General features: G+C 60.4%; 16 protein-coding genes. 5 read left to right on the forward strand and 11 right to left on the reverse strand.

Annotated elements, in window-relative coordinates; genetic code table 11:
* Positions 1 to 60 precede the first annotated feature (60 nt).
* Both BUC26_RS09070 and BUC26_RS09075 read left to right on the forward strand, forming a co-directional pair.
* Entirely contained in the window at positions 61 to 585 is a 525-nt protein-coding gene (locus tag BUC26_RS09070) for an SEC-C metal-binding domain-containing protein (RefSeq protein ID WP_073375374.1), read from the forward strand.
* Positions 582 to 947 carry a VanZ family protein gene (locus tag BUC26_RS09075; protein WP_073375376.1) on the forward strand — a complete coding sequence of 122 codons (366 nt, stop codon included), beginning with the start codon at positions 582 to 584 and terminating at the stop codon, positions 945 to 947. The genes BUC26_RS09070 and BUC26_RS09075 overlap by 4 nt, the downstream gene beginning before the upstream one ends.
* Here the strand turns inward: BUC26_RS09075 and hemB are convergent.
* From hemB to BUC26_RS09095, 4 genes are read right to left on the reverse strand one after another with little or no spacing between them, the layout of a single operon-like run.
* Entirely contained in the window at positions 944 to 1,921 is a 978-nt protein-coding gene (gene hemB, locus BUC26_RS09080) for a porphobilinogen synthase (protein WP_073375378.1), read from the reverse strand. The genes BUC26_RS09075 and hemB overlap by 4 nt on opposite strands.
* 26 nt (positions 1,922 to 1,947) lie before the next feature.
* A complete protein-coding gene (locus BUC26_RS09085; protein WP_073375380.1) occupies positions 1,948 to 3,312 on the reverse strand; it encodes a sigma-54-dependent transcriptional regulator in 1,365 nt (454 codons plus the stop codon).
* Between the two features lie 5 nt (positions 3,313 to 3,317).
* Positions 3,318 to 5,636, reverse strand: coding sequence for a sensor histidine kinase (locus tag BUC26_RS09090; protein ID WP_084540570.1), 2,319 nt, complete (start codon positions 5,634 to 5,636; stop codon positions 3,318 to 3,320).
* Positions 5,637 to 5,651: 15 nt separating this feature from the next.
* A complete protein-coding gene (locus tag BUC26_RS09095) occupies positions 5,652 to 6,227 on the reverse strand; it encodes a DUF4390 domain-containing protein (protein WP_073375382.1) in 576 nt (191 codons plus the stop codon).
* A gap of 300 nt (positions 6,228 to 6,527) precedes the next feature.
* Here BUC26_RS09095 and BUC26_RS09100 point away from each other — a divergent pair, with 300 nt between their 5' ends.
* Positions 6,528 to 6,815, forward strand: coding sequence for a DUF134 domain-containing protein (locus BUC26_RS09100; protein WP_073375384.1), 288 nt, complete (start codon positions 6,528 to 6,530; stop codon positions 6,813 to 6,815).
* Between the two features lie 52 nt (positions 6,816 to 6,867).
* On the opposite strand, the gene BUC26_RS09105 is transcribed toward BUC26_RS09100, so the two are convergent.
* On the reverse strand, positions 6,868 to 8,454 hold the full coding sequence (locus BUC26_RS09105) for a peptide chain release factor 3 (RefSeq protein ID WP_073375386.1): 1,587 nt from the start codon (positions 8,452 to 8,454) through the stop codon (positions 6,868 to 6,870).
* A gap of 260 nt (positions 8,455 to 8,714) precedes the next feature.
* Here BUC26_RS09105 and rfbB point away from each other — a divergent pair, with 260 nt between their 5' ends.
* Both rfbB and rfbC read left to right on the forward strand, forming a co-directional pair.
* Positions 8,715 to 9,788 carry a dTDP-glucose 4,6-dehydratase gene (rfbB, locus tag BUC26_RS09110; protein ID WP_073375388.1) on the forward strand — a complete coding sequence of 358 codons (1,074 nt, stop codon included), beginning with the start codon at positions 8,715 to 8,717 and terminating at the stop codon, positions 9,786 to 9,788.
* A gap of 30 nt (positions 9,789 to 9,818) precedes the next feature.
* A complete protein-coding gene (rfbC, locus tag BUC26_RS09115; RefSeq protein ID WP_073375390.1) occupies positions 9,819 to 10,364 on the forward strand; it encodes a dTDP-4-dehydrorhamnose 3,5-epimerase in 546 nt (181 codons plus the stop codon).
* Here the strand turns inward: rfbC and BUC26_RS09120 are convergent.
* The 6 genes from BUC26_RS09120 to BUC26_RS09140 form a co-directional block, all read right to left on the reverse strand.
* Positions 10,355 to 11,683 carry a serine/threonine protein kinase gene (locus BUC26_RS09120; protein WP_073375392.1) on the reverse strand — a complete coding sequence of 443 codons (1,329 nt, stop codon included), beginning with the start codon at positions 11,681 to 11,683 and terminating at the stop codon, positions 10,355 to 10,357. The two genes, rfbC and BUC26_RS09120, sit on opposite strands and share 10 nt — an antisense overlap.
* On the reverse strand, positions 11,680 to 12,417 hold the full coding sequence (locus BUC26_RS09125) for a metallophosphoesterase family protein (RefSeq protein WP_073375394.1): 738 nt from the start codon (positions 12,415 to 12,417) through the stop codon (positions 11,680 to 11,682). The genes BUC26_RS09120 and BUC26_RS09125 overlap by 4 nt, the downstream gene beginning before the upstream one ends.
* A 24-nt stretch (positions 12,418 to 12,441) precedes the next feature.
* Entirely contained in the window at positions 12,442 to 12,867 is a 426-nt protein-coding gene (locus BUC26_RS09130; protein WP_073375396.1) for a DUF2231 domain-containing protein, read from the reverse strand.
* 168 nt (positions 12,868 to 13,035) lie between these two features.
* Positions 13,036 to 13,353, reverse strand: a complete 318-nt coding sequence (locus BUC26_RS09135; RefSeq protein ID WP_161949830.1) for a c-type cytochrome — start codon at positions 13,351 to 13,353, stop codon at positions 13,036 to 13,038.
* Positions 13,354 to 13,477: 124 nt separating this feature from the next.
* On the reverse strand, positions 13,478 to 13,612 hold the full coding sequence (locus BUC26_RS24405) for a hypothetical protein (protein WP_279626278.1): 135 nt from the start codon (positions 13,610 to 13,612) through the stop codon (positions 13,478 to 13,480).
* 139 nt (positions 13,613 to 13,751) lie between these two features.
* Positions 13,752 to 15,008: a D-alanyl-D-alanine carboxypeptidase/D-alanyl-D-alanine-endopeptidase gene (locus tag BUC26_RS09140; RefSeq protein WP_073375400.1), complete on the reverse strand. Its 1,257-nt coding sequence runs from the start codon at positions 15,006 to 15,008 to the stop codon at positions 13,752 to 13,754.
* Between the last annotated feature and the right edge of the window lie 34 nt (positions 15,009 to 15,042).

Genomic DNA, 15,042 nt, shown 5'->3' on the forward strand with positions numbered 1-15,042 from the left:
GTGCCGGGAGACGGATTGGCCCCCTTTAAGTGGAAATCGTGAACGACAAGATGAATTGTAATGGCGAAAATCGGCAGAAATGAACGCTGTCCCTGCGGCAGCGGCAAAAAATACAAGCATTGTTGTGCCCGCAGCCCCCGGACGCCGGTAGCACCGGTCGAGCCGGGCCAAGGCATCCTGACCCAGGCTGTAGAGCGGATCTGTCGGGCGGCCGGGCAGCGCCGGCAGGTGATCAATGAGTTGGGTGTCTTTGTGCTCTTTGCCACCGAGCGCGGCAACGCTTGGTTGCTTGAGGTGACCCAGTCCGACTGCGTGCAGGTGGCACGTGATGGTCAGCCGGTGTCACCGGAGATCAACGAGAATCCGGAGACCATCGAGGTCGAGTGGAGCCACACCTTCCGGGTGGTCGATCGGCAGCTGGTGCTTACCGCCTACAGTGATCGGAGCGAGCAGGTGCTCGAGGATTGTCCGGTCCGAGAGGTGTCGGCCGCCGTCAGGCGGGTAGCGAAAAAGTTCCCGCCATCCGTGCGGCAGGGACTGCACATCGAGCCCGGAGAGCAGCAGGAAGAGTCGCCGGCACGATGAGTCCTTCTCTCCGGGTGATCCCCATGCTGTGTGTCATGGGGATCATCTTCCTTGTTTCCGCCCAGCCGGGCGACAATTTGCAGCTGTCGGCCTTTGCCGGCGCCGACAAGATCGCCCACGCCCTGGCCTATGGCCTGCTCGCCGCCGCGACCCTGATCGCGTTGCCGGACCGGCTGCTGATCGGCCGGCCCCGGCGGGCGGCCAGCCTTGTCTGGGCGATCTGCCTCTGTTACGGCATCTCCGACGAGTTGCACCAATCCTTCGTGCCCGGCCGCGACGCCAGTTTCGGCGATTTGCTTGCCGACGGCCTCGGCGCGGCGCTTGTCTGTATTGTCTGGCTGGTCAGGCGCCGGCAGGGTTAGGCTTTTTTCAGCAGTGCGGCCATTTCTTTAGCAAAATAGGTGATGATGATATCGGCCCCGGCGCGACGGATGGCCAGCAGGGATTCCTCCATCGCCCGCTCGCCGTCGATCCAGCCGTTGGCGGCGGCCGCCTTGATCATCGCGAATTCGCCGCTGACCTGGTAGGCGGCGATCGGCAGGTCGAACTCCTCGCGCAGTCTGGCGATGATGTCGAGGTAGGCCAGGGCCGGCTTGACCATCAGGATGTCGGCCCCTTCCTCGGTGTCCAGGGTCGCCTCGCGCAGTGCCTCGCGGACATTGGCCGGATCCATCTGGTAGCCGCGCCGGTCGCCGAACTGCGGCGTGCTCTCGGCGGCGTCGCGAAACGGGCCGTAGAAGGCGGAGGCGTACTTGACCGCATAGGACATGATCGGCACCATCTCGAAGCCGTTCTCGTCGAGGGCGGCACGGATCTCGGCGACTCGGCCGTCCATCATGTCCGACGGAGCGACCATATCGGCGCCGGCTCGGGCGTGGGACAGGGCGGTCTCGGCGAGGATCTCAAGCGTCGCGTCGTTGTCCACTTCGTTGTCGACGAGGAAGCCGCAATGACCGTGGTCGGTGTATTCACAGAGACAGACATCGGTGATCACCACAAGTTGCGGGGCGCTCCGTTTGAGCTGCTTGATCGCCCGCTGGACGATGCCGTCCTTGGCGTGGGCGCCGGAACCGGCCCCGTCTTTATTCTCGGGGATGCCGAACAGGATGACGCTGTTGATGCCGAGTGCCAGCAATTCTTCGGCCTCGGCGGCCAGGTTATCGACGCTGACGCGGAAGACTCCGGGCATCGATACGACCGGCTGGCGGACTTTTTTGCCGGGCACGACAAAGAGTGGGTAGACGAGTTGGTCTGCGCTGAGGCGGGTCTCCCTGACCAGGGCGCGCAGTGGTGCGGTGCGGCGCAGGCGACGTGAACGATATTCGGGAAAAACCATGATTGACTCCTCTGGGGTGGTTTAGCTCAGTTGATGATAGCGAGCGATTTCAGTTTCTTGTGCAGATGGCTCCGCTCCAGTCCGACCTGTTCGGCGGTGCGGGAGATGTTGCCGTCGTTTTCGGTCAACTTGTGCTGCAGGTACTCTTTTTCGAACAGGCGGCGGGCCTCCTTGAAATCACCGGCCTGGTAGGGAACCAGGGCGGTGTGCTCGGCTGGGGACGTGCTGCCGCTCGGGCCGAGGAAGGCCGTGATGTGGTGGGCGGTGATCGTCTCTTCCGGGCACATGATCGCCAGACGCTCGACGAAATTGCGCAATTCGCGGACATTGCCGGGCCATGGATGGCCCATCATCGCCGCCAGCGCGTCGTCGGAAAAGTCTTTTTTCCGCAACCCCTTTTCCACCGCACCAGCCATCAATTCGGCCACCAGCAGCGGCAGATCCTCGATGCGATCCCGCAGTCGCGGCACGGTGATCGGTACGACGTTGAGGCGATAGTAGAGGTCGGCGCGAAAGGTGCCGTCTTCGATCTCCTGCTCCAGGTTTTTATTGGTCGCGGCGAGTACCCGGACGTTGACCTTGATCGTCTTGCTGCCGCCGACTCGTTCAAACTTCTGCTCTTGCAGGATGCGCAGGATCTTGGCCTGGGTCTTCAGGCTCATGTCGCCGATCTCGTCGAGAAAGAGGATGCCGCCGTCGGCCTTGTCGAATTTTCCCCGCTTGCTTGAGTGGGCTCCGGTAAACGAGCCTTTTTCGTGTCCGAACAGTTCGGATTCGATCAGTTCTTCCGGAATGGCCGCGCAGTTCACTTCGATCATCGGCTGCCGGGCGCCGGCCGACTGCTGGTGGATGGCCTGGGCCACCAACTCCTTACCGGTGCCGTGATCGCCGCGGATCAGCACCCAGGCGTCGGTGGGCGCTACCATCTCGATCTGTTTGCGCAGATCCTCGATGACGGCTGATGAGCCGGTGATGGTTGCCTGCCGGGCGGTGTGTTCGCGCAGCAAACGGTTTTCTTGTTCGAGCTGGGCAAAGCGCAGCCCGTTACCGACCGAGAGGATGACCTTGTCGTAGGACAGCGGTTTTTCGATGAAGTCGTAGGCACCGTCATGGACGGCCTGAACGGCGGTCTCGATGGTGGTGTGACCGGAGATCATGATCACCGGCAGCGCAAAGCGCTCCCGGATCGTGCCGAGCGCGGTCATGCCGTCCATGCCCTCACCGAGCCAGATGTCGAGCAGTACGATATCGACGCGCTCCTCCTCGATCAGCTCCAGGCCCTGTTCCGCCGTTGCCGCGGTCAGCGCGTGGAATCCCTCGTCTTCCAGGATACCGGACAGCGATTCGCGGATGCTTGTTTCGTCGTCGATGATCAGGATATTTTTTTTCACGGTGGCTAGGCAAAATCGTGGTGACTGTGTTCGGCGCCGAGTTCGCTGCCGGACAGGGGCAACTCGATGATGAACGTGGAGCCGTGTGGCTGGTTGTCCTGCACCCTGATATAGCCGCCGTGATCGGTGACGATGGTGGAGACGATGGCCAGACCGAGACCGGTCCCGGTTTTTTTCGTCGAAAAATAGGGCTCGAATAGTTTCGTCTTGTTTTCCTTGGAGATACCTGGTCCGTTGTCGGACACCGTGATCAGTGCGGTTTGGGCCTCGTCGTTCACCTCCAGTTCGATGTCTATTTTACCGCCGTGCGGCAAAACGGCAACCGCATTGTCGAGCAGGTTGATCAGGCAGCGCTTGATCTGCTCGGCATCGAAATCAAAGACCGGCAGGTGCGGATCCCCCGCGAAGCTGAATTCGATGGACTTGTGCGCCTCCTGATAAAGGACCATGATATCGCGAGTCAGCAGCGTCAAGTTGGCCGGAGCCTTGTTGATTTTCGGCATCCGGGCGAATTGGGAGAACTCGCCGACCAGTTGTCGCAGGGCCTCCACCTGGCTGATAATCGTTTCGGTACAGCGATCGAACACCGACGCTTCGTCCGTGAGCAGCTCCGGATATCGCTTGCGCAGCCGCTGGGCAGAGAGTTGGATCGGCGTCAGCGGATTTTTGATTTCGTGGGCGATGCGCCGTGCCACTTCGCGCCAGGCGGCCATCCGCTGCATCTTTTCCAGCTTGGTCAGGTTGTCGAAGACGAGCACGAAACCGATCGGTGCGCCGTCGTCATCTTCCAGCCGGGTGAAATTGACCAGCAATGATAGGGCGACCCGGTTGATGGTTACTTTCAGGTGTTGCTCAATCGACAGTTTGTCGGTGGCGTAGAGCTCCTCGATGAACCGGTCGATGATCAGTGCGTAATCGCGCGGCAGGGACTGACGATAGGTCATACCGATAAAGCGGCTGCTGTCGATGCGCAACAGTTTCTCGGCGAAGCGGTTTATTGTGGTGATGTGACCGAGCTCGTCGAGCGAGACGACACCGGCCGACACGTTCTGCAGGATGATTTCCATGTAGCGCCGTCGCTGCAGCGCTTCCTGCGAGCTTTTTTCCAGCGCCTGGTGGGTCTCGGCCAGCTTTTTATTGCCGCTGTGGATATTGGCCGTCATCGAGTTGAACGAGGTCATCAGCTGGCCGATCTCGTCGCGCGGCACGTTTTCCATGACGAAATCAAAATCGCCTTCGGAAACCCGATTGGTGGCCGCCACCAGGCGATCAACCGGTTCGGTGATCGAGCGGGCAATGCGCAGCCCGAACCAGATGGCGGCAAAGACGATCAGCAGGGTAACGATCAGCAGGATCAGGAGCAGCCAGAATTTGAACGGTCCTTTCAGGTATTTGAGCTGTCGATAGCCTTCGATGCCGCTGGAAATGGTGGTCAGGCGATCGAGTTTGTCCCGGTCGATGAGCAGCGTCGTCACCAGGATTCCCCGGCCGCCCTGGGGCAGGTCGATCGGGCGGACGTGACGGACCAGATCGCCCCGGTCGGTTTCCTGGGTAATGACGGTGCCCGTTTGTGAAGACTTGACCTGTTGCACAGTGTCCACCGGAATTTTCGGCAATACCACCCCCTCCAGTTCCCTGCTCGACACGCTCTGTTCCGCGGACGGGGAATCTTGGAGCAGGGTCAGGGCCGTGGGAATCGCGGCCGGGGTCAGGGACAGCAGCGATGACAGGGCCGGGCCAGCGTCGGTGGCACCGGCGACTGAACCGTTGTCGGCGAGGCGGCGGGCGACGGCGTTGCCGGTGATCTGTGCCTGGGTCTGCGATTCCTGGATCTGGTTGCGGGCCAGAGTAAGTGATTCCTGCAGCGATTCCTCGATCGACGAGCTGAACCAGTAGTCGACGCTGGAGGAGATGAATTGCAGGGCGACGAAAAACAATAAAATGGTCGGAATCAGCGACAGGCTGAGAAACGAGACGACCAGCTTGGTGCGCAGCCTGCTGCCCATGATGTTCATCTTGCGCTCGAAGATCAGTTCGGCGAGATAGCGCAGGATCAGGAACAGGACGATCAGGATGAGGATGACGTTGATGTTGATCAGCGCGAAGATGATGATGGTGCTCGACACCGGCAGCTGCAGGTCCTGCCGGAACAGTGCTCCCTGAAGCCATGTGAAAAACGGGATGAGACAGAGGCAAAAGAGGATGATCCGCCTGACCATCCGTTTCTTCAAACGCCGCTGTTCTTCCGTCATCACCGGTGGGGAGGTTTGAACCTCGAACGGGGTGAGCGGAAAATCTTCCGGAAGTCGGGTTTGTCCGGCCATGGCAGCTGATGCTCGCTAATACATGAATTCCACGGTGAACCAGTCGGTTTTCACGTCCCACCAGCCGATAAAGGGGATGATCGTGTGCAGGCTGAGCGGCAAGGTTTTTTTGTGCAGGTCGGCCTTGATCCGAAGCCGGTATTTGCTGTCCGGTACCAGCCGTTCCAGTTCGATGATCTTCAACCCGTTGATCTCGTTGAGCACCAGCGCAGCCTCTTCCAGAGACGGTGCCGTCCGCCGCCGCCGAGGGCTCTCTTCGGTATCGACCACGTAGGTCTCTTTTAGCGTATCGTAGGTCAGGCTATGGGTAAACTCCAGTGATACCAGCTCCTCGTCGAACCAGTTGGCCCGATCCTTTTCCAACTCGACGAAAAAGGAAAAACGTACCGGAATGCCGTTGTGCAACCCCTCGATCATGTCCTCGTTGAGGCTGTTGCGCAGTTCACCGAACAGCAGCAGGTCGGTCTCCGAGGTGGTGACGATAATATCGGTGAAATGCGGGCCCGACAACTGCGGCGATGTCGAGAAAGCGGTCGTGCCGACGCCAACGGCGATCAGCACCAAGGCCAGGATGAGAAAGCAAGTACGCATGAATATTCAGTATCCTTCGGTGGGCACGATCTGGGGATCGGCTGTCCGGGAAGCAATCAGAGTGGGGCGCGGGCTCGTATCCCGACCGTGCTACGACAGCGTTCTAATCTACCTGAAAACAAAAGAGATGTCCATTGCTTGTTGGCAAGCGGCCGGCGTCGGGAACGGTTGCCTGGTTGTACCGCGAGGGCGGGGATGCTCTCCAAACCATTGCTTTTTTGCCGGTATCTCAGTATATACATGTCAGCGAGCGACCATCGTCCGTCGCCGGACCCGTTTTTTTGCACAGATACGAGAGCTATGTCACCACGACCAAAAAAAATGCGGCGCTGCGAAGGGACCTTCTGCGGCAGGGCCTTTAAGCCGACCGGTACGCCCCTGCAGGAGTTGACCCAGATCAGCCTGCATCGCGACGAGCTGGAAGCACTGAGGCTCTGCGACTTCGAAGGTATGACCCAGGAAGAAGCCGGCCTGCGCATGGGGGTTTCCCGGGGAACCGTGCAGCGCATTATCACCGGCGCCCGGAAGAAGATGGCACAGGCGCTGACCGAAGGCCAGGCTCTCGTCTTTGTCGATTCTGAAAGTTGATGGTTCGTTGCGAGGCCGGCGGCGATGAGCGCTTTTTAGCCGGCACCACTGCTCAGATGATTTCCCTGGTCTTGCGAAACTCGATGTCCGGCCACTTTTCCATAAAGAATTTCAGCATCCACTCGCTTTCGGCGAGATAGGTCAAAAAACCTTCGGCATCGAAGGCCAACACGTGCTGGTTGGCGCGTTCGAATTCGGCCAGTTTTTTCTTGTCCTGACAATAGACCCAGCGGGCCGCGCCGAAGCGGACCGGTTCGTAGATTGCATCCACCCCGTACTCGTTTTTCAGCCGGGCCATGGTCACCTCGAACTGCAGCACGCCGACCGCTCCCATGACATAATCGGCGCCGATCAGTGGACGAAACACCTGGATGGCGCCTTCTTCGGCCAGCTGAACCAGCCCTTTTTGCAGCTGTTTCAAGCGCAGCGGGTTTTTCAGCAAGACCCGCCGGAAGTGTTCCGGGGCGAAATTGGGGATCCCGGTAAACTTGAGCACCTCTTTGCTGGTAAAGGTGTCGCCGATCTTGATGGTGCCGTGGTTGGGCAGACCGATGATATCGCCCGGCCAGGCCTGTTCGACGTTTTCCCGGTCCTGGGCCATGAAGATGATCGCCCCCGCCAGGTTGATGTCTTTGCCGAGCCGATGATGGCGCACCTTCATTCCCTTGGTGAATGTGCCGGAACAGATGCGTAGGAAAGCGATGCGGTCGCGGTGGGCCGGGTTCATGTTGGCCTGGATCTTGAAAACAAACCCGGAGAAATCTTCTTCAGACGGTGCTACGCTGCGTGTCACCGCATCGCGGGCGCTCGGCGGCGGGGCCATCTCGACAAAGCCGTCAAGCATTTCCTGGACCCCGAAGTTATTGATGGCACTACCGAAAAAGACCGGCGTCTGAGATGCTTTGAGGTATTGTTGATAGTCGAATGGACTGGCCGCCCCGGAAAGCAGTTCCAGGTCCTCGCGCAGATCGTCGGCCTGGCGGCCGACCAACTCGTCGAGCAGCGGGTCGTCGAGATTGTCGATGGTGATCGTCTGCTGGTCGCGGGTTTCACCGCCCGGGGTGAAGAGCCGCAGGTTTTTGCGATAGATATTGTAGACGCCCTTGAAACGCTTGCCCATACCGATCGGCCAGGAGAGCGGGGCACACTCGATCTGCAGTTTGTCTTCGATCTCGTCGAGCAGCTCGAGCGGCGAGCGGCCTTCGCGGTCGAGTTTGTTGATGAAGGTGATCAGTGGCGTATTGCGCATCCGGCAGACTTCCATCAGCTTCTCGGTCTGCGTCTCGACGCCCTTGGCACTGTCGATGACCATCACCGCCGAATCGACGGCGGTCAGGACGCGGTAGGTGTCTTCGGAAAAATCCTGGTGGCCGGGGGTGTCGAGCAGGTTGACTTCATAATCTCGATAGGTGAACTTCATCACCGAGGTGGTTACCGATATGCCGCGTTCCTGCTCGACGGCCATCCAGTCGCTTGTCGCGTGCCGATCCGCCTTGCGCGACTTGACGGCGCCGGCCAGGTTGATGGCGCCGCCGAAGAGCAGCAATTTTTCGGTCAGCGTGGTCTTGCCGGCGTCCGGGTGACTGATGATGCCAAACGTCCGTCGCCGGCCGATTTCTTTTTCCAGGATACTACTCATCGGAAGAAAAATGTCCTTTGCTTATTGGTGTCTACTTGAGTATAAAGGGAGCCTTGAAAAATTGTCATTTCGCCCAATCTCATCGTTGCGCAATCAAATTTTGTCCTTGGAATATCATCTATATGCCTGCGGGAAAATTTTCTTGCGCGCCTCGATTTTGACCGAAATTCCGAATTTTTCAAACTGCCCTAAAGAGGCGTTGAAAAAAACACGAAGCATATGCGCTTTTCCCCAGATTGCAATAGAAATCAGAGAGGACCATGGAAAAAAGAATCGTTCTGGTGACCGGCGGTTGCGGTTTTATCGGCTGCAACTTCGTCCGGCTGGTCCGGCAGCGATTACCGCAGTGGCGGGTGATTAATCTCGATAAGCTGACCTATGCCGGCAACCTGCAGAGCCTGGCCGATCTCCCCGAGGGTGACGAGTATCGCTTCGTGCTCGGAGACATAAGCGATCGGGCACTGGTAGCCCGACTCTTTGCCGAAGAGGCGATCGACACCGTCGTCCATTTTGCCGCCGAATCCCATGTCGACCGCTCGATCGTCGGGCCGGACGAGTTTATCGCCACCAACATCGGCGGCACCTTTTCGCTGCTGCAGGCGGCTCGCGAGCAGTGGGCAAAGGCGCCTACCGCAGATGGAGCTTCGCGCCGCTTCCTGCACGTTTCCACCGACGAAGTCTACGGATCGCTCGGCGAGACCGGTTTGTTCAGCGAGACCACCGCCTACGATCCGCGCTCGCCCTATTCGGCCTCAAAAGCCGCCTCCGATCACCTGGTCTCGGCCTATTTCCATACCTACGGTCTGCCGACGCTGGTCACCAATTGTTCGAACAACTACGGACCCTATCAGTTTCCGGAAAAACTGATCCCGCTTGTTTTCAACAACGCGCTGCATGGTCGCGAGTTGCCGGTCTACGGAGACGGCAAAAACGTGCGCGACTGGCTCTATGTCACCGATCACTGCGAGGCGCTGCTGGCCGTGCTGGAGCGCGGCGAACCGGGGCGACGCTACAATATCGGCGGCAATAACGAGATGACCAATATCGAGGTCGTCTCCCTGCTCTGCGATATTCTCGACGACCGGGTCGGCCCGCTATCCGAAGGCAGCCACCGCCGCTCGCTGATCACTTACGTTCGGGACCGCCAGGGGCACGATCGGCGCTATGCCATCGATGCGACCCGGATCAGAGACGAGATCGGCTGGCAGCCGTCGGTGGTTCGTTTCGCCGACGGACTGGCGGCCACCGTCGACTGGTATCTGACCCACCGGGACTGGCTCGAGGCGGTGATCGACGGGTCCTACCAGGACTATTATCGCGAGATGTACGGCTGATCATCGAATCGGCTCATTCCAGGAAAGAATATGCAGACCATTGCTACCGACATACCCGAAGTGCTGCTCTTCGAGCCGAAGGTGTTCGGCGACGAGCGCGGCTTTTTCATGGAGAGTTTCAATCGCCGGACCTGGCAGTCGCTGACCGGTCTTGACGGCGAGTTCGTCCAGGACAACCATTCCCGGTCCAGTCGCGGTGTGCTGCGCGGCATTCACTACCAGATCCGGCAGCCACAGGGGAAACTGGTGCGGGTGGTAGCCGGCGAAGTCTTCGATGTGGCCGTCGATCTACGGCGCTCTTCACCAACCTTCGGCCGCTGGGTCGGGGTGCACTTGAGCGAGGCCAACAAGCGCCAGTTCTGGGTGCCGCCCGGCTTCGGCCACGCTTTCCTGGTGCTTTCCGAGAGCGCCGATTTCCTCTACAAGGCAACCGACTATTACGCCCCGGAACACGAGCGGGCCATTATTTGGAACGATCCAGACCTGGCCATCGACTGGCCGGGCGGTGCAGCCCCGGAACTATCCGCCAAGGACGGCGCGGCGTCACGCTTAGCCGATGCCGAGGTTTATGAATAATTGAAACTGCTCACGGCGCGGACGTGATAGCGGCAGTCCATATCCTGCGGGGCGGCATAGCCCATGTCGAGGTTGACATACCAGCGTTCCACCGGACCGTGTTTATCGCAGCTCCAGAACCAGCTGCCGGTGGCCGGAAAGACGGATACCAGGTGCGGGATCGAGGATTGATCGAGCAGGGAGAGCAGTTCGTCGACGGTGGGTAGTCGCCAAGGACCGCCGCCGCTGACGGTGGGCAGCGACGTGCACCAGGTTTCGGCCGCCGACCAAGCGAGCGGGTAGGGGCTGGGGTGCAGTTGCCAGGCCAGCTTGGTGACGGTGTCGAACACGATGTCGCCGTCGCGGGTGAAGGAGCCGGCCACCGGTGCCTTCGGGCGAGCCAGGTCGTTGAGGCCGAAGCGCTCCAGTGCCCGTTTGCCGCACTGGTTGTCCGGGGTGCTGCGCAGCAGCACCGTTGTGGCCGGCGGTGAGTCGGCCGGGGGCAACGGGGGAGGCGGGTCCTCGACCGGGGCAAGCGGCAGCGCCGCGAGCGCCTCCTGCATGACCCGTGCACTCTGGAAGCGAAGCGCCGGGTCCCATTGCAGGCCGGTGTGGAAGAAATCGTCCCAGCTCCGGTCGTAGGCCGGGTTGATCAGCGACAGCGGAAAGCTCTGCATGCCGGGCAGGGTGCCGGTGAGCAGCCTATAGAGCAGTACCGCAGTGCTGTAGCAATCGGCCCGGCCGTCCACGAGGTTCGGGGCTTTCTGCTGTTCCGGCGGTGTATAATAGGGTGAGCCGATCTGCATGTTCTGCGGGCCGGAAAAGGACAGGGTGTCGGCCAGGGCCATGCCGAAATCGCAGATCTTGACCCGATCCTGGTCGGTGACCAGGATGTTGTGCGGTTTGATGTCACGGTGGACTACCAGGTGATGGTGCAGGTAGTCGAGTGCGTCGAGGATCTGCAGGCCGTAATGGACGAGCAGGTGGGGGCGGATCGGCCGGGAGGGTTGTTCGAGCTGAAACGTCTCACCGATCATCGTCCCAAGGTTGTTGCAATAATATTCCATCACGAAAAACGGTCGCCCGGCTTCGTCGAGGTCCCAGTCCCAGACAGCCGCCAGCCGGGGGTGCTGCAGGTCGGCGAGGAGCCGGGCCTCGGCGTGGAAGATCTCTTCGAGCCGATCACGGCCGACGGTGATCTCCAGCGCCTCGGACGGCTGCAGCAGTTTGATCGCCACGACCTTGTCGATATCCGGCTGCAGGGCCTTGTAAACGATGCCCATGCCGCCTTTGCCGAGTCGCTTGAGAATCGTGTACTTGCCGACGGTCTGCGTTTTCATGACCAGAGCAGCCGGCGCGCATTGATGTCCGGAAAGCCTTTGACCTTGATCAGCCGGACCGTGGTATCGACGTCGTAGGGAACGGCCCTGATTTCGACGGTGTGCCGTTCGTCATCCCAGATGCCGTATTTGGCCAGGTTGCTGTGATCGTCACGCGGCTGGCCGACACTGCCGCAGATGAACAGGTAGCGGCAGGCCGGGTCGATGGTGGTCGTACCCGGACCGATGGTGGCGGACAGTTTCGTCCCTGCGGCGGTGATTTTGAACATCGACAGCAAATGGGTATGGCCGACGAAGCAGATCGCTTCCGGATAGCCGGCGAAGATGCGCTGCAGCCTGATCGGCGACGGGTCGAACAGGTATTCGGTGGTCGAGGAGGGCGGACAGCCGTGCAGGAATCGGGCGTTGTCGCGGAAAATGACAACCGGCAAGGCCGCCAGCCAGGCCAGGCTCTCCTCCGACAACAACTCCCTGGTGCGCGCCAGGGACTGCTGGCAGGTCGGGTTGAGCAGCCGGAAATAGTCGTTGTTGATCAGGGCCAGTTCGTGATTGCCAAGCACCGAAGGTATGCCGGCAGCGATCAGGGTCCTGACGACCCGCTCCGGTTCAGGACCGTAGCCGATGGTATCGCCAAGACTGATGATCTCGTCGACCGTCTGGTCCTCGATGTCGACGAGGACCGCCGCCAGGGCCTGGTTGTTGCCATGGATATCGGCTATGACGGCGCGGCGCATCGTCGTTTCGACCCGAACCGGCTGTCAGCCGCCGTAGAGCAGTTCGCCGCCGGAAAAACCGAGGCCGCCGCAGATCGCCAGACTCACCAGATAGTAGCGGAACAGGACCTGATGGGAAGCGCCCCGGCGCTGTGCGACGACGGTGGCGATCAACACACCGGTCAGGACTACACCGAGGATCATCTTGATGACGATCCACTTGTTCCAGTCGCCGGCGAAGACGTGTTGCCAGTCGAGCAGGCCTGCGATATAGACCGGCACGACGAAGATCAGAGCGAGAACGATGCAGTGAAAGGCTGTGCGGTCGAGGCCGAGACCGGGTTTTTTCCAGTGGACCAAAGAAAAGAGCACTGCACCGACGACCATGCCCATCGGGATGTGAACGACGATCGGGTGAATCGGGTGATGGAAGCCGACCAGGGCCAGCAGATTATAAAATCCCTCTATCATCGGGAACCTCCAGGTAGGTGTTGGGGACATTTCGTCCGGGCCCGCTGCGTGCAAGGCATCTCCACGGTGCCGTCTGGCTCGGGCTTGCAGAGACTGATAATCATTGTTTGCGCCGTGTGCACGCAAACTCTCGTGCTGCCGGCCGCCTGTCTGCCGGTCACGGGCACCCTATTTACGCGTCAGCCAGGCATAGATGTCGGCCACGTCCCCGTCGGGTATTTTTTCTTCTGAATATTTGGGCATTATCGGTGAGCCGGCATCCCTGACGATGCCAAGGAAGTGACGATAGCTCATATCCAGCGGATAGATTTGAGGCGCCTTGCCGTCGTTTCCCTGGCGGCCATGGCAGGCGTAACAATTATGCATCGAGTACCAGCGCTGACCTTCTTCGGCATCGCCGGACGGGGTGGAGCAGGCACCGGAAATCAGCAGCAGGCCGGCACCAAGGAATACTGCCGAATGACGGATAAACGGGAGTGCTTTCATTGTGTCCTCCATGGTTGAGGGAACCTTGAAAAACTGCACATTGTGTGATTGCGGTACGTTGATCCATTGCATCAGGGCAAACGTAGCGAATCCGCCGCCGATCTGCAATCCTTTGTTGTCCCTCTTAACATTCCGCCTCTGCGACGAAATGATCATTGAAAATCGGCGTCATGGTCGGAAGGGCTGTCCGCTCCTGCCTCCGGCTGCTGCGCTGCGGCTTGGTCGACTGGCCTCCGAGGCCGGCAGACAGGCCTTCCATGGCCTGGCCGCCGGCTGCGGACGTCCTGTCCGCAGCCCTACGGGCCTGATTTTCCGGCCCGCCGGGCCTTCGCGATGCAGCCTCCGGCAGGACCGGCCAGCCCGGGGAAACTTCTGTTGATGTAAAATCGGGTGCGGGATTACCGGGTGGCGGTGGTGGCCCGGCTGGCTTCGATGAGGCGGCTGGTTTGGCGGGCGTTTTGATGCAGCCGGTGCAGCAGGCCGAGTAGCTCTCGCCTGGTATTGGGCGGCTGGTTGAGCAGGATGACAAACGGGTCGAGGCGGTGTTCCTGACTGAAGTATCCCGCATAGCAATAGATATTGCGCATGGTTCCCGACTTGAGCGGGATGCCCTGAAGCGGCGACAGCAGGTCGGCGTACGGTTTGAACGCCTCGAGCAGGGCGATCATGAATGTTGGGGTGACCCGGGTGCGCCGCGACAGGCCGGAGCCTTCGATGAGTTGAAACTGTTCGGCCGGCAGGTGGTGGCGATTGACGAGGATATTGGTTGCCGTATGCCGGGCTTTTTCCCAGGTGGCCGGGTAGCCGTGGTGGCTGGCGCCGGCGCTGAGAAACAGCTGGTTGGCGATGTAATTGTTGGAATGCTTCAGGCAGGAGCGGATAATCTCGGCTGTCGTTTTCGGCCCGACATATCTGAGCAGCAGCTTATCGTCGATGCCAACCGTGCCCCGGACGGCGGTGCCGGAGACGTCGATGCCCTCCAGGCGCAACAAGGCACTGAAGAGTTCAGCGACGTAGCGTAGCGGGGTGTCAAGAGCCCCCGGTGAGTCAAAGGCGGCGACGTTGACCCGGTGGTGACCGGCCGGCAGTTGCGTCCCGATCTCTTTGGTCAGCGGCAGCACCGGCAATTGTGCTTCCGGACTGGTGATGGTGCCGCTTTGCTGCTTGAGAAGCGGCAGCGCGTTGAAGTTGACGACCAGGGCGCCGCCGGGTGCATCGTAGGGGTTAGTCGAATTTTCACTGCCGTCGGCAGGCTCGTCAAGGGCGAAAGAGGTGTCGTCAAGGACCAGGCCAGTGACACGGCGCAGTCCGCGTGCTTTCAGTTCGGCGGAAATCTCACGTACCCGTTCGGTGGTCAGGAACGGGTCGCCGTAGCCCTTGATGCACAGTCTTCCGTCGCCGCGCAGATAAATATCGGTGGCGAAACGGTAGCCCGGCCCGAGGGTCTCCAGGGCGACGAGAGCGGTGGCGACTTTGATCGTCGAAGCCGGCACGAAGTATTCGCTGCTGCGGGTATCGGCAAGCACCAGGCCGTCCAGGGTGACGACCAGGCCACCGGAGGTGACCAGACGGTCGATGGCCGGCTCGAGCGGCGGCGCTGACCATACCGTCGCCGCCGGCAGGCAGCAGATCAGGGTCAGCAGCAGCGCTGTCAAGCATCGCTGCTGGAGATATCGTAGGCGGGTCGGC

This window comes from Desulfofustis glycolicus DSM 9705 (assembly GCF_900130015.1).
GTDB classification, from domain to species: Bacteria; Desulfobacterota; Desulfobulbia; order Desulfobulbales; family Desulfocapsaceae; genus Desulfofustis; species Desulfofustis glycolicus.

Excerpts from the sequence above, each read along its gene's own strand:
- BUC26_RS09070 (WP_073375374.1), top strand. The coding sequence starts at position 61 with ATGGCGAAAATCGGCAGAAATGAACGCTGTCCCTGCGGCAGCGGCAAA.
- BUC26_RS09075 (WP_073375376.1), top strand. The coding sequence starts at position 582 with ATGAGTCCTTCTCTCCGGGTGATCCCCATGCTGTGTGTCATGGGGATC.
- hemB (WP_073375378.1), bottom strand. The coding sequence starts at position 1,921 with ATGGTTTTTCCCGAATATCGTTCACGTCGCCTGCGCCGCACCGCACCA.
- BUC26_RS09090 (WP_084540570.1), bottom strand. The coding sequence starts at position 5,636 with ATGGCCGGACAAACCCGACTTCCGGAAGATTTTCCGCTCACCCCGTTC.
- BUC26_RS09095 (WP_073375382.1), bottom strand. The coding sequence starts at position 6,227 with ATGCGTACTTGCTTTCTCATCCTGGCCTTGGTGCTGATCGCCGTTGGC.
- BUC26_RS09100 (WP_073375384.1), top strand. The coding sequence starts at position 6,528 with ATGTCACCACGACCAAAAAAAATGCGGCGCTGCGAAGGGACCTTCTGC.
- BUC26_RS09105 (WP_073375386.1), bottom strand. The coding sequence starts at position 8,454 with ATGAGTAGTATCCTGGAAAAAGAAATCGGCCGGCGACGGACGTTTGGC.
- rfbB (WP_073375388.1), top strand. The coding sequence starts at position 8,715 with ATGGAAAAAAGAATCGTTCTGGTGACCGGCGGTTGCGGTTTTATCGGC.
- rfbC (WP_073375390.1), top strand. The coding sequence starts at position 9,819 with ATGCAGACCATTGCTACCGACATACCCGAAGTGCTGCTCTTCGAGCCG.
- BUC26_RS09120 (WP_073375392.1), bottom strand. The coding sequence starts at position 11,683 with ATGAAAACGCAGACCGTCGGCAAGTACACGATTCTCAAGCGACTCGGC.
- BUC26_RS09125 (WP_073375394.1), bottom strand. The coding sequence starts at position 12,417 with ATGCGCCGCGCCGTCATAGCCGATATCCATGGCAACAACCAGGCCCTG.
- BUC26_RS09130 (WP_073375396.1), bottom strand. The coding sequence starts at position 12,867 with ATGATAGAGGGATTTTATAATCTGCTGGCCCTGGTCGGCTTCCATCAC.
- BUC26_RS09135 (WP_161949830.1), bottom strand. The coding sequence starts at position 13,353 with ATGAAAGCACTCCCGTTTATCCGTCATTCGGCAGTATTCCTTGGTGCC.
- BUC26_RS24405 (WP_279626278.1), bottom strand. The coding sequence starts at position 13,612 with ATGGAAGGCCTGTCTGCCGGCCTCGGAGGCCAGTCGACCAAGCCGCAG.